The following is a 26,650-nucleotide window of genomic DNA, read 5'->3' as shown; positions in this document are numbered from 1 at the left end:
AACCATAAGCCGCCGTTACCGCAGCAACGGATATGTACCCAATACAGCTACCGCGCCAGCACCATGGCAAAATACCCAAACACCGTGAGCAAAATCCCCGACACCGCATACGCCACCGGAAACCCAATCCACGGCACCGTACTATCAATTTCCTTGGCCGCCTCCCGCGCCGGCCCCGAGTGACTCCGCGCCCCCGCAACACCGCCCATGAGAATCGCCGGGTTGATCTTGAACACATGAAAACCCACAGCCCAAACAATAAACGGTGGAATCGTACAAGCCACGAACCCAAGCAAAAAGATCTTCAACGCAATGATCGCGCTAATCTGCGAAACCAAGTTAGCCCCCGCATTCACCCCCACAATCGCGACAAAGAATATCAACCCCATGTCCTCGAGAATGTTGCGCGCCGCATTCGGCGTATTCCCAAAAAACCGCACCCGCGACACCAGCGACGAGACGATAATCCCCGACACCAGCAACCCGCCCGCATTGCCCAGCCCCACCGCCGCACCGAACGCCGGCACCTGAATCAGCCCGATCAACAACCCCAGCACCATACCCAGCGACAGCGTCAGCAAATCCGTCGCCGTACTCGCCCGCCCCGCCTTGCCCAGCAACGCCGTGGCCTTGTCGATGGCACTGCGCAAGCCAATCAAGTGCATCACATCCAGGCGCTGCAACCGCGTTTCCAGCCCCACCGGAATCGGCGCACCACCCCGCTCAATCCCCACCAACTGCACCTGCCCGGCAATCGGCGACTGGCTGAATTCCTTGAGCGCCCTGCCCACGGCATCCTTGTGGGTCACCAGAATCACCGCCTCATCCAGCGGTATATTCAACGCCCGGGCATCCGGTACTTCCGGCCCGATCAGGCCCATGTGATCGGTCAGCGCATCCAGGCTGCCGCCCAGGGCGATCACATCGCCCAGCTGCAACACCAGCGTCGGATCAGCCCCCAGCAACTCTTCACCACGCTCGACGTTCTCGATCTGGTACAACGCAAAGCGCTGGCGAAACTGCGCGATGCTCTGCCCCACCAGCTCCGGGTTCACCAGGCGATAGGCCCGCAGGTCAAACGGCCGATACCCACTGAGCCCGGCATCGTCGACGTTCGGCACTCCGTGCTCCACCTCGAATGCCTTGGCCGCCTTGCGCGCATCCACACCCCACCAGCGCGGCAGATACTTGCAGATCAGGATGATGCCGACCGTGCCCCAGATATAGGTGATGCCGTAAGACAGCGCGATCATCGCGGTGGCCGCCGCCGCCGTGGTGCCCGGTGGCAGCGGCACCACGCCCGAGGTAATCGCCTGTTCGGCGGAGCCAATCGCCGCCGACATGGTTTGCGAACCGGCAAGAATCCCGCCCGCCGCGCCCACCGGCAGGGATAACAGCCGAACGCCGAGCACCACGATACCCAGCCCGAGGAACGAGGACAGGATCGCCAGGAAGGTGAATTTCAGGCCATCACCCTTGAGACTGTTGATGAACGAAGGCCCGACCCGCAGCCCGACGCCGTACATGAACAGGTAGTAAAACAGGCTCTTGGTAAAGTTATCGAGTTCGAAATGCACGCCGTAGTAAGACGCCCACGTCGCAATCGCGCAGCCGATCACGATGGCCCCGGCCACCGCGCCCAGGCCATAACCCTTGATGGTGCCGCGCCCGACCCAGACGGACAGGCCAACCACCAGGAACAGCAGGATGTAGGGGTTGTCGTGCAGGAAAGTAAAGAAGGCAGTCACGATGATTCGTACCTGGCGATGCAACGCTAAAGGCACCGGGCCTCGAGGCCCGGTGAGTGTTCAGTGCGTTCAGTCGAGGTTCGGGGTGTCGGCCGGGATGACCGGGTCGGCGATGGCGCCATGGCTGAAGCTGGGGCCCGCGTCGGAATGCTCCACCGGGTTTTTCTGCAGGTGGGCAACGGCCTTGCGCAGGTCTTCCAGCAGCAACGCCACCAGGTCACGGCTCACGCCATGCCGTACCAGGATGCGCTGTACCACGACGTTCTGCCGATCGGACGGCAACGGGTATGACGCGATCTGCCAGCCGCGCATGCGCACGCGCTCCGACAGGTCGTAGAGGCTGAAGCCGTGGTCGACGCCGTCCTTGAGCTTGTAGCAGACCGCCGGCAGCCCATCCTTGCCGTCGTACACCAGTTCCAGCGGGGCAAACTTGGTGATTTCCGAGGCCAGCCATTGCGCCGTGTCGGAGCACGCTTGTTGAATCCGCGTGTAGCCGTCGCGCCCCAGCCGCAGGAAGTTGTAGTACTGGGCAATGATTTCACCGCCGGGCCGGCTGAAGTTCAGGGCAAAGGTCGCCATGTTGCCGCCCAGGTAGTCGACGTAGAAGATCAACTCTTCCGGCAAGTCTTCGGTGGAGCGCCAGATAACCCAGCCGACGCCCAGCGGCGCCAGGCCGTACTTGTGGCCGGAAGCGTTGATGGACTTGACGCGCTCGATGACAAAATCCCATTGCAGCTCTTGCTGGATGAACGGGGCGATAAACCCGCCGCTCGCCGCGTCGACATGGATCGGGATATCCAGGCCGAGGTCACGTTGCATCGAGTCCAGCTCGGCCGCCAGGGCTGCGACCGGTTCGTAGATCCCGGTGAAGGTCACGCCCAGGGTCGCGACGACACCGATGGTGTTTTCGTCGCAATATTCCCGCAGGTCGGCCGGGCGCAGGCCCAATGCGTCACCGCGCAACGGCACTTCGCGAATTTCCACATCGAAATAACGGGCGAATTTCTTCCAGCAGATCTGCACCGGGCCGCACACGAAATTCGGTTTGTCGGTGGGCAGCCCCGCCGCTTCCCGGCGTTTCTTCCAGCTCCACTTCAGTGCCAGGCCGCCAAGCATCGCCGCTTCGCTGGAACCGGTGGTGGAGCAACCCACGGTTTGCCACGATTTCGGCGCGTGCCACAGGTCGGCAATGATGTGCACGCAACGGTTTTCGATCTCGGCCGTCTGCGGGTACTCATCCTTGTCGATCATGTTTTTGTCGAGGGCATCGGCCATCAACTGCTGCACTTCGGGCTCGACCCAGGTGGTGCAGAAAGTCGCCAGGTTTTGCCGGGAATTGCCGTCCAGCAGCAGTTCGTCGCGCACCAGGTTGTAGGCGGCCGACGGCGTGGTCGAGTGGTCCGGGAGGCGGTATTTGGGCAGTTTGTGCTGGGCGGAGCCACTCGAATAGACGTCTTCGATGGCTTGGTCCTGGGTCTCTACGGTTCTGTGAAGTGCCATGAAATCCTGCTCTTGAATGAGGGAAATGGCGTAGACGTTGATCGCGACAAATGCCGATCAGGCTGCGTCAGGAAACGAACGATGGAGCGGTGGCGCCGAATATCACACGCACGGCGGCGCAGGAAAGTGACCCAGATCATTAAAGGCGTGGATAAGCAGGCAGACGTGCCGGGGGTGCCTGGCAGTGACCTACTGGCTCAGTGCTTCGTTCAATATCAGGCTGCGATAGTGCCCGGGGTTGGAGCCCGACCACTTGCGAAACGCCTTGTAGAACGAGCTGGCATCGGCAAACCCCAGGCGGGTGGCGATCTCGGCAAAGCTGATGTCGGAATCGGCCAGCCAGACGATCGCCAACTCCTTGCGCACGCTGTCCTTGAGGCCCTGGTAGGTCTGCCCTTCTTCCGCCAGGCGCCGGCGCAGGGTCGAGGCCGAGATGCACAGGGATGCGGCCAGGCCTTCGGTTTCCGGCCAGGTGTCGGCAGGCATGTGCCGCAGGTCGGTCTTGATGCGGGTGGCAAGGCTGTCCGGGTCGCGGTATTTGACCAGGATGTTGGCGGGCGCATGGGCCAGGAAGCGCTTGAGCTCCTCCGGGCTGCGCTTGATCGGCAGGTCGAGGCAGTCGGCGGAAAAGATCATCCGGGTACGCGGCCGGTCAAAGCGCAGGTTGTCGGAAAACATCACTTGGTAGTCGTCGCAGAAGTCCGGCTGCGGGCAACGCAGTTCAATCGCCAGGATCGGGATCCGGCGCCCCGCCAGCCAGCAGGCGACGCCGTGGACGATCATCCAGTAGGCGAAATAGGTGAAGGCGCGCCTGGGTGCGGGCTCCGGCTCCAACAGCACGATTTCCGCCAGGCTCTGCTGGCGCACCAGTTGCGCCGGCAGGCGCTCGAGCATCAGTGACAGGAACCCCAGGCCGGTTTCCAGCGCAGTGGCCAGGCTCGGTTGTGCCATGGAGGCCCGGCAGAGGAACTCCAGGCTGCCGGATTTGAGCTTGCGCGGGTCCATGCCAAAGAATTCATCGTCCATTCGCCGTGCCAGCAAGCGCCATAAGCGTGCGTAAGCGGTTGCCGGGACGCGTGCGGTTGGCTGGCCCAGCAGTGCTGGATCAATCCCGACCTTGGTCAACACTTCATCGGTCGCCGCACCCGGCGCACAGCTCTGCAACAGGGCTTCGCGGACCAGCTGGATGGAAATCGTGTCTTTTTCCGACATGGGGAATGGCGCAATCCGGTGACTGGGACGATGCCGCGCATTCTAGTGTCGGATGCGGTTTGCCACCACCGTTCAGTCAAGGTTCAGTAAAGGTCAATATTCCCTGTTTAGTAATGAGTATCATTATGTTACAACTTAGCATCCTATCTAGTGACGATTCGGTGCCGAATGCTTGTTCCCTTTTTAATCATGCTGCGCGAAGGCATAGAAGCCGCCTTGATCGTTGGCATTATTGCCAGCTACCTCAAGCAAACTGGCCGTGGCCAGTACATGCCCGCAGTGTGGATCGGCGTATTTCTGGCAGCGGCCCTCGCGCTGCTGGTCGGCGGTGGCCTGGAACTGGTGAGTGCCGAATTTCCGCAGAAACAACAGGAACTGTTCGAAGGCATCGTCGGCCTGGTGGCCGTGGGCATTCTCAGCTCCATGGTGTTCTGGATGCGCAAGGTCGCGCGCTCCATCAAGCATTCCCTGCATGAATCCCTCGATCATGCCCTGGCCGGCTCCAAACACCAGGTCACCGCACTGATTGCCATGGTGTTTTTCGCCGTGGCCCGTGAAGGCCTGGAAACCGTGTTCTTCCTGCTGGCCGTGTTCCAGCAAAGCGAAGGTCCGGGCGCGCCGATTGGCGCCCTGCTCGGCCTGATCCTGGCGATCATCGTCGGCTTCCTGATCTACACCGGCAGCATGCGCCTGAACCTTGGTGCGTTCTTCCGCTGGACCGGCCTGTTCATCCTGGTGGTGGCCGCCGGCATCCTCGCCAACTCGGTACAAGCCCTGCACGAAGCCGGGGTATGGAACCACCTGCAAACCGTACTGTTCGATTTCAGCGCGACGCTGCCGATGGATGGCCCGCTGGGCTCGGTGCTGGCCGGCATGTTCGGCTATCAGGACGCCCCGACCATCAGCACCCTCGGTGCCTACCTGATTTACCTGGTGGTGGCCCTGGTGATGTTCTTCCTGCCGGCGCCGCCGAGCAAGCCGGCTACCCGCACAACCTCTTCCGTTTCCAGCCAGTAAGGACCGCCTCTTGTCCAACCAAACCCCTCAACCGGCTCCGCCCTCCCGCGCCTTGCGCTGGGCGGTGGGCGGCTCGGTGGTCGTGATGATCGCCGCCGGTGGCCTGTTCTACTACGCCTCGCAACTGGCCGCCTCCAAGCGCCAGGCCAACCACAATGAAATCGCCGTCACCATCCACGCCCACAGCTGCGAGCCGAATGCGCTGACGGTACCGGCCGGACGCGCCAGCTTCCGCATCATCAACCGCTCGGACCGTGCCGTGGAATGGGAAATCCTCGACGGCGTGCTGGTGGTCGAAGAGCGCGAGAACATCGCCCCGGGCCTGAGCCAGGTGATCAACGCCAACCTGCTGCCCGGCGACTACCAGATCACCTGCGGCCTGCTGAGCAACCCGCGTGGCACCTTGAAGGTGACACCGACTGCCGAGTCTGACGCCCAAGCCAAGGCCAAGCCGTCGATGGTCGCGTTTATCGGCCCGCTGTCGGAGTTCCGCGTGTACCTGAGCAGCCAGGGTAGCGCCCTGGTCAAGGCCGTTACCGCGCTGGACCAAGCCATCGAAGCCGGCGACCTCGCCCAGGCCCAGGCGCTTTACGTACCGGCCCGCGAGGCTTACCAGCGCCTGGCCCCGGCCTCGCAACGCCTGGCGGAACTGGACAACGCGATCAACGCCCGCGCCGACTACTTTGAAAAGCGCGAGCAGGACCCGGCCTTCAGCGGCTTCCACCGTCTCGAATACGGCCTGTTCCAGCAACGCAATCTCGACGGTCTGGCGCCGATTGCCCAGCGCCTGGTCACCGACGTCACCAGCCTCAAGCAACAGCTGCTGGCCCAGTCGCTGCCGCCGGAGCAACTGGTGAGCATCGTAGTGCGCAACCTTAACAGCCTGGCCGACGTACGTGCCGCCAGCGGTGAGGAAGAACGCTACAGCCATACCGACCTCAACGGCTTCGCCGCCAACCTGGACGCCGCCCGCAAAGTGGTCGACCTGATGCGCCCGCTGCTGACCAAATCTGCCGCGCAATTGCTGCCGGGGATCGACAGCGCGATCAACGCCCTCGATGCCGAACTCAACGGTTTGAAAGTCGATGGCCGCTACGCCTCGTATGACAGCGTTACCGCCGATCAGCGCAAGCAGATCGCCGACAAGGCCAAGGCTCTGGCCGTTGCACTCGATGGAATCGACCCCGCCCTTGGCCTTTCCGGCCTGAAGTGAAGACGACCGTAGACATGAGTGATTCAGAACAATTTTCCGCCCAGCGTCGTCGTGTATTGCTGGGTATGGCCGCCACTGGCGCGGCCATTGCCGGCAGCAGCCTGAGCTGCCCGGCAATGGCTGCCAACGCGGCGGCACAAGTGACCACCGCGCCAAGCAGTGAAAAGATCCAGGACCACCACGATTTCCATGGCAAGCACCAGACCGGCATCGTCACTCCGCGCCCGGCCTGCGGCATGCTGGTGGCATTCGACGTGTTGGCCAGCGACCGTGACGACCTGGAGCGGCTGTTCCGCACCCTGAACGAGCGTATCGCGTTCCTGATGACCGGCGGCACCGTGGTGCAAGTCGACCCGAAACTGCCCCCCACCGACTCCGGCATCCTCGGCCCGGTGGTGACACCGGACAACCTGACCATCACCGTATCGGTGGGCGAGTCGCTGTTCGACGAACGCTTCGGCCTGGCCGCAGCCAAGCCCAAGCGCCTGATCCGCATGGTCGGTTTCCCCAACGATGCACTGGAACCGGCGCAGTGCCACGGCGACCTGAGCCTGCAGTTCAGCTCCAACACCCCGGACACCAACATCCACGCCCTGCGCGACATCGTGAAAAACCTGCCGGACCTGCTGCTGGTGCGCTGGAAGCAGGAAGGCAGCGTGCCGCCCCAGGCCCCAGCCCGCCCCGGCGAGCCGGCACAAAGCGCGCGCAACTTCCTCGGTTTTCGCGACGGTTCGGCCAACCCGAACTCCAACGACAACAAGGCGATGGATCAGATTGTGTGGGTCCAGCCAGGCAGCGACGAACCGGCCTGGGCCGCCAATGGCAGCTACCAGGCGGTGCGGATCATCCGCAACTTCGTCGAACGCTGGGACCGCACCCCGCTGCAAGAGCAAGAAAGCATCATTGGCCGGATCAAGACCAGTGGCGCGCCCATGGATGGCCAGAAAGAAACCCAGGTCCCGGACTACAGCAAGGACCCGGAAGGCAAGTTGACCAAGCTCGATGCCCACATCCGCCTGGCCAACCCGCGTACTGCACAGACCCAGGCCAACCTGATCCTGCGCCGGCCGTTCAACTACTCCAACGGCGTCAACAAAAACGGTCAGCTGGACATGGGGCTGTTGTTCATCTGCTACCAGGCTGACCTGGAGAAAGGCTTTATCAGCGTGCAAACCCGGCTCAACGGCGAGCCTCTGGAGGAATACCTGAAGCCGGTTGGCGGCGGTTACTTCTTCACCTTGCCAGGCGTCACCGGGGCCCAGGATTTCATCGGGCGCACGCTGCTTGATGCGACACATCCACAAACCACTGCCAAAACCTAAAACAAACCCCAGAGCGGAAATCGTCCCATGAAGAAGTCGTCTCTCGCATTGTCGTTGTTAATGAGCCTTTCGCCGCTGGCCGCCTTCGCCGCCACCGCGCCGCTGGACCTGGTAGGGCCGGTGTCGGACTACAAGATCTACGTCACCGAAGAAATCGGCGAGCTGGTCACCCAGACCCAGGCGTTCACCGACGCCGTGAAAAAAGGCGACCTGGCGACCGCCAAGAAGCTGTACGCGCCAACCCGCGTGCACTATGAGTCGATCGAGCCGATCGCCGAACTGTTCAGCGACCTCGACGCCTCCATCGACTCCCGCGTGGACGACCACGAGAAAGGCGTGAAAGCCGAAGACTTCACCGGCTTCCACCGCATCGAGTACAGCCTGTTCTCCGAGAACACCACCAAAGGCCTCGACGCCCTGGCGGACAAGCTCAACAGCGACGTACTGGACCTGAAAACCCGCGTGGACGGCCTGACCTTCCCGCCGGAAAAAGTTGTCGGTGGTGCTGCTGCCCTGCTGGAAGAAGTGGCCGCGACGAAGATCTCCGGTGAAGAAGACCGCTACAGCCACACCGACCTGTATGACTTCCAGGGCAACATCGACGGCGCGAAGAAAATCGTCGACCTGTTCCGTCCGCAGATCGAGAAGCAAGACAAGGCCTTCGTTGCCAAAGTCGACAAGAACTTCGCCACCGTGGACAAGATCCTGGCCAAGTACAAAACCAAGGATGGCGGTTTCGAGACCTACGACAAGGTCAAGGAAGCCGACCGCAAAGCCCTGGTTGGCCCGGTCAATACCCTGGCGGAAGACCTGTCCACACTGCGTGGCAAGCTTGGCTTGAACTGATCCAGACGCTGCATGCTCTCGCCCGGCCTGCCGGGCGAGAGCCTTCCTCAGGCTGACGCCACCTGCACTCCGTCCGAAGGCCGCAAGGCATCGCGGATAGTCCGCAGCTTCAAGCACGTTTCCTCGTACTCACTCCCGGGATCCGACTCGGCGACAATGCCGCAGCCGGCGAACAGGTGCGCCTCACAGCCTCTGATCAACGCCGAGCGCAACGCCACGGCAAATTCACCATCACCCTGCGCATTCATCCAGCCCACTGGCGCTGCGTACCAGCCACGGTCGAGCTGCTCGTGCTCTCGGATATAGGCCATCGCCTCACGTCGCGGCAAGCCACCCACCGCCGGCGTCGGGTGCAGGGCCTGCACCAGTTGCAGCAATTGCACCTGGGGATGCAAGCGGCCCATCACCGGCGTCAACAGGTGCTGCACGTTGGCCAGCCGGTGCAACTGCGGCTGGCTGGCAATGTCGAGCATCGCGCAATAGGGCTGCAATGCTTCGCGCAGGGTTTGAACCACCAGGGTGTGTTCGTGGCGGTCCTTGGGGCTGTCCATCAAGGCCTGGCCAAGTTCGGCATCGTGCTGCTCGTGACGACCACGCGGGCAAGTACCGGCCAACGCCACCGTGTTCAGCGTGCCACGAGTCACCCGCACCAGCCGCTCCGGCGTTGCGCCGAGAAAGCAGCTGTCACCACGGCTGAACGCAAACAGGTACGCCTGGGGATAGGCCGCCTTGAGGTTTTCCAGCAGCGGGCCACAGGGGATCGTCCGTGAGGTGGTCAACCGCACTTCACGGGCCAGCACCACCTTGCGCAGGTCGCCGGCGTTGATGCGCTGCACGGCCGTCGCCACGGTGTCTTGCCATTGCTGCGCGCTGATGGTGTTTTCGTCGCTCGGTGTGCCGAGGGGAATCTCCTGGCGTGGCGCACTGGCGTAGCGGGACAGAAGCAACGTCCACTGGGTTTCCAGGCTCTGGGCGCAACGCACCGCGTCCGCCCCGGGCTCCAGCCACTGGCTGAAGATCACATGATGTTGCTCGGCTTCCCGCAGCAGCAGGATGCGCGGCAGCACCAGGGAGGTGGCGGCGAATGACTGCCATTTGAGCGAGCGTGGGCCCTTCGGGTCAAACGCAAAGCCGCCACACAGCAACGGCTGGCGCGGCCCCACCTGATGGGCCTGGCTGAGCAACGCCTGCCACGCCAGGGCACTGGCGTTGAAGCGGTCATCGGCCCCGGGGCTGATTTCCTCGGTACAACCAAAGCCGGCCATGGCCAGTGCGCCCCGGTCACTTGACCAGAACAGGCTTTGCCCGAGTACCTGGCGGTTGGCGGCAAATAACCGCAGCGGGTCCAGGCGCTCCGAGGCCAGGCTGAACACCACCAGCACTGCGCCGCCCTTCTCGCGCGCCAGGCGTTCGCCCTCGGTCAGCGTCTGAAGCAATCCCGGCAGACGTTCACTCATGCTCCGCTCCTTGATGCTGCTGGCGCCAGTGGCGCACTTGCTGGTCGATATTCCATTGGATGATCTGCGCAAACAGCGGGACCACGAACATCGGGTCCAACCCTTCGCGCTCGGCCCAGCGGCGGCGATGGGGCAGCATGGCGGCCACCCGCTCGGGGGCGGCGATGCTGGCTTCGTCAGGCTTGAACTGCGCCGCAGCTTTCACATAGGCCAACCGCTGGCCGAGAGCGCGGATGATCTGTTCGTCCAACGTGTCGATACCCAGGCGGACGTCTTCCAGCCCGCTGCACTGCTCAGGTGTTTTCATAGGATTCTCCGGTCATGGGGTCGACGGCCAGCACTGCCACGCCGGTTCGGCGGGGCTGCCCAGCAACAGTTCCAGGTGCTCGATCAGGTCGGCCTGGCTGTCGCGCAGGTAAAAATGCCCGCCGTTGAAGGTTCGAAAGTCGGTGACCTGGCGCGTCACTTCCGACCAGGCATGGGCTTCCTCCCGATCGACTTCGCGGTCGGTGCTGCCCAGGCATACGCTCACGGGCACGTCCAGCAGCTCGCTGATATCGCCGCAGTAGTTTTCGATCAGGCGGTAATCATTGCGCAATGCGGGCAGGTAAAGTGCCTGCATCTCGGGTTCGTCCAGGGATGATGGCGCACCACCCGACAGGCGCCGCACATCCGCCAGCAGACCGGCATCCGGGCCCTGGTGCAATTGGCTGTGACGTTGCCGGTGAGGGGCCGGATGGGCGGAGACGATCAGCCGTTGCAGGTCCTTGCCCTGGCGGTTCAGGCGCCGCGTCACCTCATAGGCCAGCGCCGCACCCATGCTGTGGCCGAACAGCACCAGCGGCCGGTCGGACAGGTCCCACAGCGCCCGGGTAATAGTGCCCGCCATCCATTCCAGGCTGCCGGGCCAGGTTTCACTCAGGCGCTCTTCGCGGCCGGGGTATTGCACGCTGACCAGTTCGATGTCAGCCGGCAACAGTGCCTGCCAACCGCTGAAAAATCCCGCGCTGCCGCCGGCGTGGGGCAGGCAGACCAATCGGCAACGCGGCGTTTGATGCTGCGGGTAACGTCGCAGCCATGGGCTGGGGATTTTCTTCATAACACGCCCTCCTCCAGTTCAGTGGTGACGTGGATCCGGGTCTGCGGCAACCAGCGCAGCACCTGGCGCAAGCAGTCATCGGCGTCCATCACCTGGGCAGCGTAGTGCGTGCCTTCGGGCAGTTTGGCCAGTTGCAGGGCGCAGATTGCCGCCACTGTGCCGGTCAACGCCGAGCCGTCGGCGGCACGCAACCAGGCGGTGGCCTGCTGCGGTTCGCCGTGTTGCAGGCCTGCCATTTCGACTGCGAGCAACTGGTAAGGCGTGCGCCCTGCCAGGTCCAGCGCACTGGCCTGTACCAGGGCGGCAATGTTCTCTGCCGTGTGTCGCAGAGCCGGTGGCGAGCCCTGAATGCGCCCGAGTGCGGCCCGCAGGTGGCCGCCGTCGAACAGGTTGTAGGCCTGGGCTTCGCGCACCCGCAAGTCAGTAAACAAGCGCTGTTGCTCAGTGGTTAGATACGGGTGGGCCGTTACGGGACCGCCCACCAGCCAGGGCCGCTCGAAGTGTTCATCGACGAGTACGGCGGACTTGATTGCACGGCCATCGCACCAGCCCATCGAGGCCTGGCCATAGCCGTTGCCGAGGCTCAATAGAAAGTCCTCGGCCGCCGTTGTCGACAACCGCCCAAGTCCGACGGCATAGCAATGCACGGCATCGACGCGCTCGAACGACGCCGCAAGCACCTTGGGAAACAACCCCGACAGCCCGGGCAACATGCCGGCTGATAACACCACACGACGACCCGGCGGCAACTGAGCGGGCAGCAGCTGATGCAGCGGATCATCGCCGCCGACATCGATGTAATCGGCGCCACTGGCCAAAGCGGCCAGCGCCACCCGGTCGAGCACCTGGTAGCTGGGGCCCGCGCAATTGATCAGCAGGTCGCAGCCGCTGCAAAACGCCGCCAGGCTTTGGGCGTCCCACAGGTCCACTTCACGGATCTCGGCCTGCCCGTTCAACTCGCCGTCGTTAAAACGCTGCCCTTGCCCAGGGTCGCGACCGCCCAGGCGCAAGCGGCAATGACCGACCAGCACCCGCGCAACCTGCCGACCGACATGCCCATAGCCGCCTACAATCCCGACTCTCACGCCGCCACCTGCGCCAGCCGTTCGAACGCGCGGGCCACGGCTTCGACCTGGGGGCTCTGCATGCAGCTGAAGTGGTCGCCCGGCACGTCCACCACCTGCAATTCGCCAAGGCACAGGGCCTGCCAGTATTGGCTCATGTCGCGGTGCATGCCGGGCAGTACCTGGACTTCACCGCATTGGCGGATAAACACCATGTCACCGTCGTAAGGCGTGGCCTGATGCAAGGCGACGGCGGCCAGGCTGTGGCGCAGCACCTGCAGTTGCTCGCGCAGCCAGTCCAGGTCGCTCAGTTGCGAGCCGGCGTGGCGCATCGCGTCTGCAATTGCCTGCAAGCGCTCATCTGCCGACTTGGATGCCAGGGCCCGCAGGCAGGCCAGGGCCGTGGCACAGTCGGGCTCATCCTGCAGCGCCAGCAACGCACCTTGGGGCACGCGGCCCGGAGTTTGGCGCAGCACCTTGGCAATCGCCCGCTCCATCGCCTGTTCATCCACCGGGTAACCCAGGGTGTGCGGGTCGGCCTGCATCACGCGGGCGAACACGTACTCCGCCAGCAGGTCATCCTCGATCATGAACGGCACGCGGTAGCTGCTGATCACTGTCAGTTGCAGCACCTCGATGTCCCTCGCCGCGAGGCATGACGCCAGCTCCGTCGCCAGCAACCCGCCGAGGCAATAACCGACGATGCTCACCTGGCGCCGGCCTTCGGCGTGCAAGGTGTCGGCATAACGCTCGGCCAGTTCACGAATCGCCGTAGCCGGTGCCAGAGCCAGGTAACCCGGTACATCATTGAGCACCAGCCCCTCCAGTGGCGCTTCTTCCCCGAGTGCAGCAAACAGCGCGCGATACGGTGCCAGGGTGCCGCTGCCATCATGGACAAAGATCCGCGCCGGGCCTTGCGCCTCCTCACGAATCCGCACCAGCGGCGACAGGCTCTCGCTGCCCTGCCCCCGCAGGTAATCCGCCAGGGCCGCAACGGTGGGCTGGTTGATCAACTGGCGCAGCAAATCCCCCCAGGGCACGTTACGGGCCTGGGGCAGGCTTTCCCGCAGGCGACCAACCACCTGCGCCACCAGCAATGAATCACCGCCCAACTCAAAGAAGCCCTGTTCACGGCCCACACTGGGCACCCGCAACAGGGTTTGCCAGACCTCTGCGATACTGCGCTCCAGCGCATCCAGCGGTGCAGCCCCGCTGTTGGCCTGTTGCGTGGCCTGGGCCATGCCGAGGTTGGCCAACGCCTGGCGGTCGACTTTGCCGTTGACCGTCAGCGGCATTTCATCCAGTACCCGCCACTCGGTGGGTACCATGTAATCCGGCAGGCGCTGGCCCAGATGCGCGCGCAACGCCTCCGGCTCAAGGGTCTGGCGCTCGGTCTTGAAGCGCGTGATGAACAGGTGCTGGCCGATCTGTGACATCGCATCGTCAGCTGCCGGCATGCACAGCGGCGTCTGCGCGCCGGCTTCCTGCAACAGTTGCTGCCACTGCTCGCGGCGGATGAACGTGGTGTCCTGCTCGGCGCGGAAATCCTCGAACGCGGTCAGGCCCTCCTTGAACTCCATGGACGCCATGATCTGGTAGGTGTCGCGGGTGGCTTCGATAAAGATCAGCCAGCCGCCGGGGGCGAGCATTTCCCGCAGCCGGGCGAGTACCTGGCTGGCATGCCGCGAGTTGTGCAGCACGTTGGCACACAGAATCACATCCAGGGAGTTGGCGGCGATGCCTTGGGCCCAGTGGTCGAGGTTCAGGTCAAACAGCCCGTAGCTGACCCACGGAAACTCGACGAAATGCTCCCGCGCTTCGTTGAGGAAAAACTGCGACAGGTCGGTGAACTGGTAGTCCACCGCCAAGCCGTCCAGGGCCGGAATCAGGTCGGCACTGGTGCCGCCCACGCCTGCGCCGATTTCCAGCAACTGCAGACGCCAGCCCGCCGGTTGCAGTGCGGCGATTTCCTGCACCGCCGCACACACCGCCTGGTTCAGGTACTGGCTGATCAGGTTCTTGCGATAGGCGCCTTCGGCGGTGTCGGTACGGCCTTCGGGAAACAGCAAGTGCAACGGGTCGAGCCGGTCGCTCATCAGGGCAGGCAATTGCTCCTGGCTTTCCCGCAGGTAGCGCAGCACTTCACCGCCCCAGCCCACACTCGGTTCCAGCGCCTCGATGCGCTGCCACAGCTGACGGTATTCAGCACCCGAGACCCGCAGTGACGAATAGGCGCCGGTGCCTGGGTTGCGGTCTACCAGTTGTTCGCGATGCAGCGCTTGCAGCCAGCGGCGGATCAGCCGTTCGTTGCGTGGCGCCACTTCGCACAGGCTCATGATCTGGGCCAGGTCGTGCTCGACGCCCGGTTGATCAAACAGCCCCGGGCGTTGCAGGGCCAGGCCCATGGAGAGCAACGCGGCACGCTCGACGCAATCGGACATCTGCGTAATCAGCGCTTCCGTCAGTTGGCCTTTCACGCCGTTGGCCGCCGCCAAGGCGTTGGGTGCCAACCGGGTCGGCCAAGGCAATGGAGTATCACGCAAAGTCCCGCGCACGCAGGCCTGCAAACGCCGCTCGAACGCGCCCTCGCCCGCAGCGACCACCACGGCCGATTCGACATGAGGATGACTGAGCAAGGCACTTTCGACTTCCGCCAACTCGATGCGATGCCCGCGAACCTTGACCTGGAAATCCTCACGGCCAAGGAACTCAATCAACCCGCTTTCAAGGTAGCGCCCCAGGTCGCCGGTGCGGTACAGCCGCTCGCCGCTGTGGGCATGCTCGATAAAACGCTCGGCGGTTTTCTCCGCGTCCCCCAGGTACCCCATCGCCAACCCCGTGCCGGCGATGAACAGCTCACCGGCAACGCCTTGCGGGCGATCGCGGCCTTGTTCGTCGAGCACCATGAAGCGTTGATTGGCCAGCGGCGCGCCGTAGGGAATGCTGCGCCATTGTGCGTCCACCTCGGTGATTGGATAGGCAATCGACCAGATCGCCGCTTCTGTGGCGCCGCCCAGGCTGATCAGTTGGAGCTCAGGCAACAACGCAGCGATTTCGGCGGGCAGGTTCAGCGGGATCCAGTCGCCGGACAGCAAGGCCAGGCGCAGGCTCTGAGGTGCCGCGGCCGGCACGGCTTGCAGGTAATGGGCAAGCATCTGCAACTGCGCGGGCACCGAGTTCCACAGGGTCACACCGTGCTCGCGGGCGCATTCGGCCCAGTGGGACGGGTCGGCGCGGCGTCCGGCGTCGGGCAACACCAGGGCGCCACCTACGGCCAGCAGGCCGAAGATGTCGTACACCGAGAGGTCGAAGCCCAGGCTGGCCAAGGCGAGTACCCGGTCTTCGGCGCCGATGGCGAAGCGCTGATTGATATCCACCACCGTGTTGAGGGCCGCCTGGTGACTGATCATCACACCCTTCGGAATCCCGGTGGAGCCGGAGGTGTAGATCACGTAGGCAAGTTGTTGCGGTGTCACCTGCGGCGCCGGCAGTTCACGTCCGGCACTGGCTGCGGCCTGATCAACGGGTATGCACTGGGTCACCTGGGCGGGCCAGGCCACGTCCTCGCTCAACCACGACTGGCTGAGCACCCGGCTGACCTCGGCGTTCTCAAGAATCAACGCGCGCCGCGCCATCGGCTGATTAGTGTCCAGCGGCAGGTACGCCGCGCCGGCCCGCAAGATCCCGAGTACACCGACCACCTGGTCGATGCCTTTTTCCATGCATACCGCGACCCGCTCGCCGGGCTGGCAACCGCCATCCAGTAACTGCTCGGCAATCGCCTCGGCACGGGCGGCGAGTTGCGCGTAAGTGAGCTGTCGCGCGCCCTGGATCAGGGCGACACGTTGGGGTTGCGCCCGGGCCTGGCGAAAGAACGGTTCATGCAGCAAGCCTGGGGGAATCGGCTGCGCCGTCTGGTTGATCAACTCCCGCACCAGTCGCTGGGGTGCCGGCAGTTCAAGGCAATCGTCCAGGGTCCAGGCCGAAGGCTCCCGCGCCAAGCGCTTGAGCAGACGTTCGAAGGTGTCGAACATCGCTTCCAGCATGGCCTCATTGAACACGCCCTGGCGAATGTCCCAATTGATGAACAGGCCGTTGTCGCGCTCGCTGACCTGGCAATCAATCAACACTTGCGGGGTCTGGCTGATGCCGTGCACCAGTTCTGCGCCGGGCATAAATGCCCCGCCGCCACTTTCGCCACCGGCGCCCAGGGTGCTGGTGAAGGCATAGGGCATCAAGGCCGCATCACGGCCTTTGCGCCGCGCCAGTTCGCGCAGTACTTCAATGCCGGAACACAGGCGGTGGTCCATGTCTTGCCACAGTCGCTCCTGCAACTGCTGGCTGCGTTCACCAAAGCTGCCGCCTTGCAGGGTCTGGACTTCCAGCAATTCCACCGAGCTGAAATCCCCCACCAGCCGATCGACCTGCGGGTGCAGCGACAGGCGATTGAGCAAGGTCAGGCTCAAGCAGAAATGCCCCTTGCGGCTCCAGCGCCCCAGGGTTTCGGCATAGCAGGAAAGAATCGCCGCCGACGCACCCACGCCGGCCGCCGCTGCATTCAGGCGCAGGGCGTTGAAATCCCGGGCCTCCAGGTTCAGGGCGCGGCGCTCGAAACGCGGTCCGCTGGGAGCGCCCTGCATGGGCAATTCCGGAGCACCGGGCAGGCTGTCGACCCGCGCCCACCAGTACTGGCGGTCACGCTGGTAACGCGGCTGTTCCCGCAACCGGCGCTCGCCCAGTACGTAGTCGCGAAAACTGATGGGCGCCGCCGGCGGCAAGGCTTCGCCACGATAGACCTGCTGCAACTCGGCCAACAGCATGCGCACGCTCTGGTAGTCGCACACCAGCAGATCCACTGAGAGATGCAGGCGCGCATGTTCACGGCCCTGGCTGACGCACAACTCGATCAGCGGCCACTGCTGGGGCGACGCCAGGCGAATTTCCATGCGTTCGCGCAGAGCGGCCAGTGCACGGCCGTCGTCTTCGCGCAGGTCATGCCGGGCGATCAGGTAATGCGGCACCTGGGGCAGGATTTGTTGGTAGCCGTCTTCCAGCACCACCGCCCGCAGCATGTCGTGACGCGCAATCAGATGGTTCCATGCCTGCTCCAGGCGCGCCGGGTCCAGTTCCCTGAGTTCAAATTCCAGGTAACCGTGGCACGCCACCCCGCCGTAGCTGAATGCCTGGGTGCGGCCCATCAGGTAAGCGGCCTGCACGTCGGTCAGCGGAAACGGTTCGCTGCGGGCAGCCAGGTCGGCCGAGACGGTGGGCATCACCGGTTCCATCAATTGCTGCAACAACGCGTCCTTGTGTTCGCGCAATTGTTGCAGGCGGCCTTCATCCATCACCCCGGCGGGCGCCCGGTAGCGCAGGCGGCCCTGCTCTTCCCAGAGTTCCACACCCAGTGCTTCGAGGTCCTGTTGCAGTTGCTGCAGTGTCATAGCGCACCCTCCACCATTGCGTTCCGGTTGACGTGGTCCTGTTCTCGTCGGGCGACAAGCCATTGGGCCTGGCGGGCGACGGTGGCCGCGTTGAAAAAGTCCTTCAGCGACAGTTCGACGTCGAACTGTCGGGCGATACGTTCGATCAGGCGAGCGGCCAACAGACTGTTGCCGCCGAGGGCGAAAAAGCCCTGGTTGCGTCCCACCAGGGGAATGTCGAGCAATTCGCGCCAGAGCCCGGCCAACAGTTGTTCGGCTTCGCCTTGAGGCGCGTCTTCATGCTCGGGTCTGGCGCCCTGGCGTTGCTCCTGCACCAGCCACAGCAGTGCGGCGCGGTCGACCTTGCCGTTGGCGCTCAGGGGCAGTTCGGCGAGGTTCAGCCAGTGGTCCGGCAACATGTGTTCCGGCAACCATTGGCAGAGCCACTGGCGCATGGCTTCGGCATCCGGCAGCGCGTCGCCCATCAGGGTTGCTGCCAACTGCGGGTTGGCCCCGGGCAACACCAGGGTGACGGCACGACTGACGGCCGGATGGCGTTCCAGGGCCACGTCGATCTCACTGAGTTCGATGCGGAAGCCACGGACCTTGACCTGCTGGTCCATACGCCCGAGAAATTCGAGGCTGCCGTCGGGCCAATAACGGCCCTGATCGCCGGTGCGGTACCAGCGTTGCCCGGCGTGCTCGACGAAGCGTTGGGCGCTGAGATGCGGCAGGCCACGATAGCCCTGGGCAACCCCGGCGCCGCCGATCCACAACTCCCCCGCCACCCAGTCCGGGCAATCGCGGCCCTGGCTGTCGACGACTCGAAAGCTTTGGTTATCCAGGGGTTTGCCGTAGGGAATCGAGAGCCAGTGAGCCGGCACTTCGTCGACGTCCTGGACGTTGGACCAGATGGCCGCTTCAGTGGCGCCGCCGAGAGCGGCGAACCGGGCGCTTTCGCCGGCTGCCAATCGCAGGCGGCGTGGCAGGTCCAGCCCGACCCAGTCACCCGAGACCATCGCCAGGCGTAATCCGCTCAGGGCATTCGGCTCGCGGGCCTTGAGGGTCAGCATGTCGAGCAACGCCGGTACCGAGTTCCACAGGGTCACGCGCTGCTGGCGGATCAGCCGCAACCATTCGGACGGCTCCTTGCGCCGCGCATCCGCTGGCAGCACCACGGCGCCACCGACACTCAGCAGGCCAAACAGGTCGTACACCGACAGGTCGAAATCGAGGGCGGAAACCCCGAGCACACGGTCATCCGCGCCCACCTGATAACGCCGGTTGATCGCGGCGACGGTGTTCAGCGCCGCCTGGTGGGAAACCTCGACGCCCTTGGGTTCGCCGGTAGTGCCAGAGGTAAAAATCACATAGGCCAGTGCGTCCGGCGCCACCTCGATCGGTTGTTTCAGGGCCCTGGCCGAACGCGCCTGGGCCAGGTCCACCACTTGCAAGTCCGCCAGCCATACACCGCGATCACGGTGGGCCGTATCGGTGATCACCACCTTGGCTCCGGCGCGTTGATAGATCATGTCGCGACGGGCTGCCGGCTGTTCGATACCCACCGGCACATACACCGCGCCCGCCGCCAATATGCCGAGCACCGCAACGATTTGCGCCTGGCCTTTGGGCAAGGTGATCGCCACCGTATCACCCGGTTCAATCCCCCACTGGCGCAGGGCACCTGCCACTTGCAGGGCCTGGGCCGCCAGCTCGGCGTAACTCAACTCAGCGTCCTCGGTGATCAATGCCACCCGCTGCGGGTGCACCTGCGCCTGTTGGAAAAAGCCATCGTGCAGCAAGCCTTTGTCATAGGCCCAGGGCGTGTGGTTGACCGCTGCACGGACCTCTTGCTGGCCTTGGGGCAACGGCAGCGGCGCGGGTTGGCGCCAGTCACCGGTACACAGCCACGCCAGCAGGTCGCCATAGGCGGTGAACATTTCGTCCAGCAGGCCTTCGGGGAACAGCGCATCTACCCCGTCCCAGTTGAGCAACAGGCCATCGGGCAGCGGATAGCTCTGGTGGTCAAGCCACACTTGGGGCGTTTGCGACAAGGCCCAGCCCGGTTCGCCCAGGTGCTGCCGGCAAGTGGCGTCGACAAACGCTTCGCCAAGGTTGCAGGCAAACACTACGGGGGCGCCGCCTTGCCGGGTGCGGGACAACTCACGCAGCACTTCCACACCAGGCCAGGCGCTGTGGGCGATGTCGCGGTGCAGTTGGCGTTGCAGGGCTTGCGCCTGCTGCGCGAAAGAACCCGCCTGGCGCTGGTCGATCTCCAGCAGCACCAGGTTGGAAAAATCCGCCAGCAGATGCGGGACGCAGGGGTGCAGCTCCTGGCGGTTGAACAGCGGCACGTTCAACAGGAAATGCTGGCTGGCGCTCCAGCGGCCCAGCACTTGGGTATAGGCGCAGCACAGCACGCTGGCCAGGGTCAGGCCGTGTTGGCGGGCCTGGTCTTCCAGGGCTCGCAACTGCGCGCGGCCGAGGCGCATCGCCAGGCGACGAAAACGCGGCGGGCCGAGGGATTGCGGCTCGTGTGCCAAGGGGAGTTGCGGGCCGTCGGGCAGGTCATCCAGACGTTGCAGCCAGTAGTCCCGCGCGCCGGCATCGCTGGTTCGGGTGGCGCCCAGGTAGTGGGCAAAATCCCATTCCAGACGTGGCAGCTGCGCCTCTTGCCCGCTGTAGATCAGCGCCAGATCCCGCAGCAGTACGCTGATACTCAGGACGTCCGCCACCAGCAAATCGATGTTCAGGTGCACCCGGCTGCGGCCGTCGGGCAAGCGGCTGAGTTGCACATCAAACACCTCGCCCTGGCGCACATCCAGGCAGCGGTGGGCCAGGCGCTCACGCAAGGCCAACTCATCCGGCCGTTCATGCACGGTCAACCCAGGCCACGGGCTGGTCGGCAGCACGCGCTGGCAAGTGGCGTTCGGGAAACAGGCGCGCAGCATGGGATGGCGGTGAGTCAGGCGCATCACCGCGCTTTCCAGGCGTTGAGCGTCGACCTGATACCCGTCCAGCTCCTGATACAGGTGACAGCCAACGCCCCCCAGCGGCATGGCCGGGTCGCGACCAAACCAATAAGCCTGCTGCAACGGTGTGAGGGCGAAATCGTTGTCGGCGGCGACGGGCTTGAGGTGCGTCGCCTGCCCGCGACGGCGGTCGATCAGCAACCACCAGGCCTCAAGGGTCGGCTGCTCAATCAGTTCGGCAAAGCTCACCTGCACACCTTCGCGGGCGAGCAAGGCCGGCAGGCGCATCATGCTCACCGAGTCCAGGCCCTGCTCGATCAGCGAGGCATCGGGCTCCAGGTCCTGGGGGGCATAGTCGAGCAACTGCGCGACACCGGCGCACAGCGCCTCGGGGCTGTGTGCGAGGCCGCCGGGTGCAGGATGAACGCATGCCAGTGATGGGTTATCGGTCATGGGGGACGGTCCTTTGGGGAACGGTAGGGTCTGGGCGCAAGCGCCAGCGATTGATCGCTTCGCGCTCGTGGAACAACTCGCGGTAACGGCCGGGCGTGGCCATCAACGCGTCATGGCGGCCGACCTGGGCCAACTGGCCGTGGTCGAGCAGCAGAATCTGGTCGGCATGGGGCGCCAAGGTCGGTTTGTGGGTGACCAGCACCACCGTGTGCCGGCGGGCCAGTTGCAACAGGGTCCGATTGACCCGCGCCTCGCTGATGGCATCGAGGGCGGCGGTCGGCTCGTCCAGCAGGATCAGCGACGCGTCCTTGAGCAACACCCGCGACAACGCCAGGCATTGGCGCTCGCCGCCGGACAGGCTGACGCCCTGCTCGCCCAGCACGGTGTGCCAGCCCTGGGGCAGGCGCTCGGCGAGGCGGTCGAGGCCGGTGGCGCGGGCGGCGTGCTGCCATTGCTCTTCGCTGGCGTCGGGGCGGCCCAGCAGCAGGTTGTCCAGCAGGCTGCCCGGCAACAGCGGGCTGTCCTGGAACATCAAGGCGACCTGGGTATCTCGGGCCAGGGCCGACAGTTGCCGCAGGTCGACACCGCCGAGGTGAATCGCGCCACTGCTTACATCGCTGAAGCGCGCCAGCAGGCGCAACAGGCTGGACTTGCCGGAGCCGGACGCCCCCACCACCAGGTTCAGCGAACGCTCCTGCAACGTGAAGTCGATGCCTTGCAAGATCGCCTGGCCCTGGCGGACCAGTCCTACGTCCCGCACTTGCACGTCGTAACCCAGGGCAGGTTGGGGTTCGAGAGGCTCAGGCAACCCCGGCATCTGCAGCAGGTGGCGCAGGCGATTCAAGCCGTGGCGGGTCTGGCGCAACGTGGTACCGAGGTTGACCAGCGCGCCCATTGGCTCCACCAGGCAGGTGGCGAGAATCGCCAGCGCTAGGAACTTCGCCGCATCGAGGGTGCCACCCAACACGGCATACAGGCCGCATAACAGGATGGCGCTGTAGCCGGCCTGCAACACCACCGCCAAACCCAGCGCGGCGGGAAAAGTGCGCCAGTGGGCGTGACGCTGTGCCTGTTGCTGCTGGGCCAGGGCCTCGGTGAGCAGGTCGAAACCTTGCTCGGTGCGCCCGCTGGAGCGCAGCAACGGTTGCTGGCGCAGAAACTCCATCACCCGGGCCGCCGCTTCATTGGCTGCGGCTTCGCTCAGTGCTTCAGCTTGCCCGCCCCAGCGCACGCCCCAGTGGTACACCAGCACCAGCAACGGCAACGCGGCCAGTGCCGCCAACGCCATGGAGCGGTCGTAGAAAAACAGCGCCAGCAGGAGTGCCAAAGGCGTCAACAGCGCATTGGCCATTGGCTGCAAAAGGTGCGCCGGGGTGCTCATGATTTGCAGCACGGTGTGAGTCACCAGGCGATTCAGTTCAGCGCTGCGCCGCTCCACAAACCATTCCAGCGGCAGTTGCACCAGCTTGTCACCAATGCGTCGGTTCAACGCCTGGGCTGCTTCTGCACCGGCGCGATAGCCCGCCAGCTGGGCATACCGGCGCAGCCAGAGGCACAACAAGGCCATGCCGGTGAAACCGATGGCCCAGGCCCAAGGCGTGGTGTTGCCGAACCACTGGGCAAAGGCCATCGGCAACAACGCCAACGCTGCGCCCTGGGCCAACGCACTCAACGCCATCGCCATCAGCGCACGCCGCAACAAGCCGGCTTCACGGGGTTGCAGGCTGCGTAACAGCGCGCGAATCATGCCCGTGCCCTCTTCAGTGCGGCCGCCGAAAACTGCTCAGCGGCCCACAGCCCGGCGTAAGTGCCCTGCTGGTCCAGCAAGCCGTGATGCGTACCGCGCTCGACAATCCGCCCGCCTTGCAGCACGACGATCTGGTCGGCGTCCTGGATGCTGCTCAAGCGGTGGGCGATTACCAGCACCGTGCGGGCACGGGCCAGGCGAGACAGCGCCTGCTGGATCGCGGCTTCGGATTCAGGATCACTGGCGGCGGTGGCTTCATCGAGAATCAGGATCGGCGCTTCACTGAGCATCGCCCGGGCAATGCCCAGGCGTTGCACTTCACCGCCGGACAGTTGCACGCCGGCTCCGAGGACGGTGTGATACCCCTGGGGCAGCGCGAGGATGCGCTGGTGAATCTGCGCGGCCCGGGCGGCGGCTTCCACCTCGATTTGCGTGGCGTCGGGGCGCGCCAGGCGCAGGTTGTCGAGGACGCTGGTGCGCAGCAGGCGCACATCCTGGAACACAAAGGCGACCTGGCGATACAAGGTGGCGCTGTGCATGTCCCGCAGGTCGACGTCGCCGATGCGGATCGCCCCGGCACTCACATCGGCAAAGCGCGCAAGCAAAGTGGCCAGGGTGGATTTGCCGGCGCCCGAGTCGCCCACCAATGCGGTCAGCGTGCCGGGCGGTAGATCCAGGTCAATGTCATGCAGCACCTGCGTGCCGTCGGGGTAGCGAAAGTCCACGCCTTCAAAGCTCACCTGGCGGCCCTTGGGCTCGCGGGATTCGCGAGGTTGCGTCAACGTCGCGCTGTTGAGCACGGTGGCGATACGGCTGGCGGCCATGCGGCCCTGCACCAGTGCATCCGCACCATGCCCGACGGCCGCGACCGGCGCTGCCAGGGCCGGCCCCAGCAGCAGGAACGGCAGCAGTTGCACCGGCATCAGCCAACCGCCAGCCACCAGCGACGCACCGCCCAACAGCACCAGGGCCAGCAGAAGCAACGGCGAAAGCAGCACCTCGACACTCGCCCCAAGCCCGGCCCAGCGTTGGGCCCAGCAGGAAAAGAAACTGGCGAAACGTTCCACCGCACCGAAGAACTTTGACTGCACCCGATCGGCCCGGCCGAATGACTTGACCATGGCGATGCTCTGCACAAACTGCTGGGTGGCCAGGGACAGGTTGCCCAGCGCGGCGCCCAGTGCCTTCTGGTCATCCCGATAAGCCTGGGAGCGCAAGGCTCGCAGTCGCCACAGCGCCAGCGCTGGAGGCAGCAGCACCACAACGGTCATCGGCACACTTACCGTCAGCAGGTACAACAGGCACGCCAGGGGCGCCACCAATGCGGCGGCGAGGTTGTTTGGCAAGTGCGCCACCAGTTGATGCAGCGCACCTACGTCGTCGAGCAAAACACGGTCGACTTTTTGCCCACCACGGGCGCTGAACCAAGCCAGCGGAACCCGCGCCAAATGCGCGGCCAGCCGTTGGCGAACCTGGCGTTGCAGGTCGCTGTCGGCCAGGTGGGTCATCTGCAAGGCGGCAGCCAGCCCGAGCATGCGCAACAGCAAAGCGCCCGCACCGGCCAACAACCACCAGAACCCATCGTGCAGATCGAGTTTTCCGTCCAGCAACGACGGCGCCAACTCCGCCACCGCGATCAACGGCAGCAGGCCGATCAGGGTCGCCAGGGCTTGCAGCAGCATGGCGCAGATCAACCGGCCACGTACAGGCGCGAGCAGTTCACGCAGCGAGTCTTGATCAGCCACGGGCGGCGCTTCCCTCAGGTTGTTTTGCCCCGAAATACAGCTGCTGGATAGCCTCCCGCAGGTGCTTGCGGCTGACCTTGCCCACGCCGGTTTGCGGGAAACCGGGGATAAATTCGAAGCGGTCCGGCAGCTTGAAGGCCGCCAACCCTTGCTCACGCAGATGGCGCAGCAGTTCCGGCGGGCGCGGTGCCGTGCCACGGGGAATCACGAAGGCGCAGGTGCGTTCGCCGAGGTAGGCGTCCGGCATCGCCACCAAGGCCACATCGGCGACGGCAGGATGGCTGAGCAGGAGGTTTTCGACTTCTTCGGCGGCGATCTTTTCGCCGCCACGGTTGATCACGTCCTTGTCGCGACCTTCGACCATCAGGTAGCCGTCGTCGGTGAGCATTACCCGGTCGCCGGTGCGGTAGAAACCGTCAGTGGTAAACGCCTGGGCGTTGTGCGCAGGGTGGCGGTAGTAACCGCGAATCGTGTACGGACCACGGGTCAGCAATTGGCCGACCTGGCCCTGTATCACGTCCTGTTCGTTGTCGTCCACCACCCGGATTTCGTCGCCCGGGGACATGGGTTTGCCCTGGGTGTGCAGGACTCGTTGCGGTGGGTCGTTGGGGTCGGTATAGCAAATCAGCCCCTCGGCCATGCCGAACACTTGCTGCAAGCGGCAGCCGAGGGTGGGTTCCACGCGGCGGGCAGCCTCGAAGCTCAGTTTGGCGCCGCCGACTTGCAGCAGTTGCAATCCTGGCAGGCCCTGCCCGCGCGCCTGGGCGGCATCCAGCCAGACCAGCACCAGTGGCGGCACCAGCGCGGTATGGGTCACGCGTTCATGCTCGATCAGGGCGAAGCAGGTTTCGGCGCTTGGCGAGCCGCTCAGCACCACACGGCCGCCCATCAGCAAGGTGCCCATGAACCCCGGGCAGCACATGGGAAAGTTATGGGCCATGGGCAGCGCGGCGAGGTACACCGTGGCGTCGGTCAGGCCGCAACGTTCGGCGCTGGTCCGCACGTTGTAGAGGTATTCATTGTGGCGACGCGGGATCAGTTTCGGCACGCCGGTGGAGCCACCGGACAACTGGAAACACGCGACGGCATCCGCGGGCGGCGCAGAAAAGGTTGGCTGCGGGTCGTCCAGATAAAGGTCTTCGAGCGCGATGAATTCTTCAGCCTCACCGGCCACGATCACCCACGCAAGGTCGCCATGGGCCGCCTTCAAGCCACGGGCCATGCCCCGATAATCAAAACCTGCCGTGACGTCAGCGCAGAGGTATGCCCTGGCCTGGGCAAACTCGCAGAAGCGGCCGATTTCCAGATGACGATGGGCCGGTAACGCAAAGATTGGCCGTACGCCGAGGCGATACAGGGCGAAGCACACTTCGACAAAACCCACGCAGTTCGGCAGTTGCACCACCACGTTGTCCCCTGCCACCAACCCCAGCCGGGAGAACCCGCCGGCCAGTTGATCGACCCGTTGATCCAGTTGGCGATAGCTCACCCGCAGCGTTCCATCGGTGATCGCTTCACGCTCGCCAAAGGTGCGGGCGGCGTTGCGCAGCAGGTCGCCAAAGGTCTCGTCGCGCCAATAGCCTGCGTCGCGATAGCGTTGGGCAAACGCTTCGGGCCAATCGGGGCAGTCGTCAATGATAGTCATGGGGTCTCCAGAGTTTTTTTCGGCAATAAGGGGCCGATGCCGTGAACAAAAGGCCTGCGGGGCAAGGGTGAAAAGGGCTAGGGAGAATGGGTCATTGAGCGGTTCATCCATGAGTCGCCAAGGGCTGCGGAAATGAGAGTGATTATTAATAGGCAAAAGCCGCAGCACGGCAACCGGCAGGACATTCGTT

General features: G+C 64.5%; 16 protein-coding genes. 4 read left to right on the top strand and 12 right to left on the bottom strand.

All coding sequences use genetic code 11. The annotated features are described in order from the left end of the window. Nucleotides 1-47 precede the first annotated feature (47 nt). From HYE77_RS32840 to HYE77_RS28585, 3 genes are all read right to left on the bottom strand, one after another. A complete protein-coding gene (locus HYE77_RS32840; protein ID WP_043224664.1) occupies nucleotides 48-1,748 on the bottom strand; it encodes an aspartate:alanine exchanger family transporter in 1,701 nt (566 codons plus the stop codon). A 69-nt stretch (nucleotides 1,749-1,817) separates the two neighbouring features. Next, nucleotides 1,818-3,248 (bottom strand): glutamate decarboxylase, encoded by a 1,431-nt coding sequence (locus tag HYE77_RS28590; protein ID WP_008436222.1) that lies wholly within the window; start codon nucleotides 3,246-3,248, stop codon nucleotides 1,818-1,820. A gap of 189 nt (nucleotides 3,249-3,437) precedes the next feature. Beyond that, nucleotides 3,438-4,460: an AraC family transcriptional regulator gene (locus HYE77_RS28585; protein WP_177070119.1), complete on the bottom strand. Its 1,023-nt coding sequence runs from the start codon at nucleotides 4,458-4,460 to the stop codon at nucleotides 3,438-3,440. Between the two features lie 168 nt (nucleotides 4,461-4,628). Between HYE77_RS28585 and efeU the strand changes: the two genes are divergently transcribed. Genes efeU through efeO (HYE77_RS28565) form a run of 4 tightly spaced genes read left to right on the top strand, consistent with a single transcriptional unit; the run spans nucleotide 4,629 to nucleotide 8,858 of the window. Continuing rightward, entirely contained in the window at nucleotides 4,629-5,477 is an 849-nt protein-coding gene (efeU, locus tag HYE77_RS28580) for an iron uptake transporter permease EfeU (protein ID WP_003218412.1), read from the top strand. A 10-nt stretch (nucleotides 5,478-5,487) separates the two neighbouring features. Further along, nucleotides 5,488-6,690: an iron uptake system protein EfeO gene (efeO, locus tag HYE77_RS28575; RefSeq protein WP_102604984.1), complete on the top strand. Its 1,203-nt coding sequence runs from the start codon at nucleotides 5,488-5,490 to the stop codon at nucleotides 6,688-6,690. A 14-nt stretch (nucleotides 6,691-6,704) separates the two neighbouring features. After that, the gene (gene efeB, locus HYE77_RS28570) at nucleotides 6,705-8,012 is read left to right on the top strand and encodes an iron uptake transporter deferrochelatase/peroxidase subunit (protein ID WP_177070117.1); all 1,308 of its coding nucleotides are present in this window, start codon (nucleotides 6,705-6,707) and stop codon (nucleotides 8,010-8,012) included. Nucleotides 8,013-8,039: 27 nt separating this feature from the next. Continuing rightward, nucleotides 8,040-8,858 (top strand): iron uptake system protein EfeO, encoded by an 819-nt coding sequence (efeO, locus tag HYE77_RS28565; protein ID WP_003218415.1) that lies wholly within the window; start codon nucleotides 8,040-8,042, stop codon nucleotides 8,856-8,858. Nucleotides 8,859-8,905: 47 nt separating this feature from the next. On the opposite strand, the gene HYE77_RS28560 is transcribed toward efeO (HYE77_RS28565), so the two are convergent. The 9 genes from HYE77_RS28560 to HYE77_RS28520 are packed head-to-tail and all read right to left on the bottom strand — an operon-like array spanning nucleotide 8,906 to nucleotide 26,460. Further along, on the bottom strand, nucleotides 8,906-10,315 hold the full coding sequence (locus HYE77_RS28560; RefSeq protein WP_177070115.1) for an isochorismate synthase: 1,410 nt from the start codon (nucleotides 10,313-10,315) through the stop codon (nucleotides 8,906-8,908). Continuing rightward, the gene (locus tag HYE77_RS28555) at nucleotides 10,308-10,622 is read right to left on the bottom strand and encodes an isochorismate lyase (RefSeq protein WP_003218417.1); all 315 of its coding nucleotides are present in this window, start codon (nucleotides 10,620-10,622) and stop codon (nucleotides 10,308-10,310) included. Before HYE77_RS28555 ends, HYE77_RS28560 begins: the two co-directional genes overlap by 8 nt. 12 nt (nucleotides 10,623-10,634) lie before the next feature. Beyond that, on the bottom strand, nucleotides 10,635-11,414 hold the full coding sequence (locus HYE77_RS28550) for a thioesterase II family protein (protein WP_177070113.1): 780 nt from the start codon (nucleotides 11,412-11,414) through the stop codon (nucleotides 10,635-10,637). After that, entirely contained in the window at nucleotides 11,411-12,499 is a 1,089-nt protein-coding gene (locus tag HYE77_RS28545) for a saccharopine dehydrogenase NADP-binding domain-containing protein (RefSeq protein ID WP_023658858.1), read from the bottom strand. The genes HYE77_RS28550 and HYE77_RS28545 overlap by 4 nt, the downstream gene beginning before the upstream one ends. Further along, a complete protein-coding gene (locus HYE77_RS28540) occupies nucleotides 12,496-17,919 on the bottom strand; it encodes a non-ribosomal peptide synthetase (RefSeq protein ID WP_003218420.1) in 5,424 nt (1,807 codons plus the stop codon). The genes HYE77_RS28545 and HYE77_RS28540 overlap by 4 nt, the downstream gene beginning before the upstream one ends. Then, nucleotides 17,916-21,323 carry a non-ribosomal peptide synthetase gene (locus tag HYE77_RS28535; protein ID WP_177070111.1) on the bottom strand — a complete coding sequence of 1,136 codons (3,408 nt, stop codon included), beginning with the start codon at nucleotides 21,321-21,323 and terminating at the stop codon, nucleotides 17,916-17,918. Before HYE77_RS28535 ends, HYE77_RS28540 begins: the two co-directional genes overlap by 4 nt. Continuing rightward, complete coding sequence (locus HYE77_RS28530) at nucleotides 21,313-23,070, bottom strand: ABC transporter ATP-binding protein (protein ID WP_003218423.1); 1,758 nt, start codon at nucleotides 23,068-23,070, stop codon at nucleotides 21,313-21,315. Before HYE77_RS28530 ends, HYE77_RS28535 begins: the two co-directional genes overlap by 11 nt. Further along, entirely contained in the window at nucleotides 23,067-24,815 is a 1,749-nt protein-coding gene (locus tag HYE77_RS28525) for an ABC transporter ATP-binding protein (RefSeq protein ID WP_177070109.1), read from the bottom strand. Before HYE77_RS28525 ends, HYE77_RS28530 begins: the two co-directional genes overlap by 4 nt. Further along, entirely contained in the window at nucleotides 24,808-26,460 is a 1,653-nt protein-coding gene (locus HYE77_RS28520) for a (2,3-dihydroxybenzoyl)adenylate synthase (protein ID WP_003218428.1), read from the bottom strand. The genes HYE77_RS28525 and HYE77_RS28520 overlap by 8 nt, the downstream gene beginning before the upstream one ends. Nucleotides 26,461-26,650 lie beyond the last annotated feature (190 nt).

It is taken from the genome of Pseudomonas sp. IPO3774, assembly GCF_013386835.1.
In the GTDB taxonomy this organism is placed as follows: domain Bacteria; phylum Pseudomonadota; class Gammaproteobacteria; order Pseudomonadales; family Pseudomonadaceae; genus Aquipseudomonas.
The sequence above is the reverse complement of the archived record's forward strand: the minus strand, read 5'-3'. Positions and strand labels throughout refer to the sequence as shown.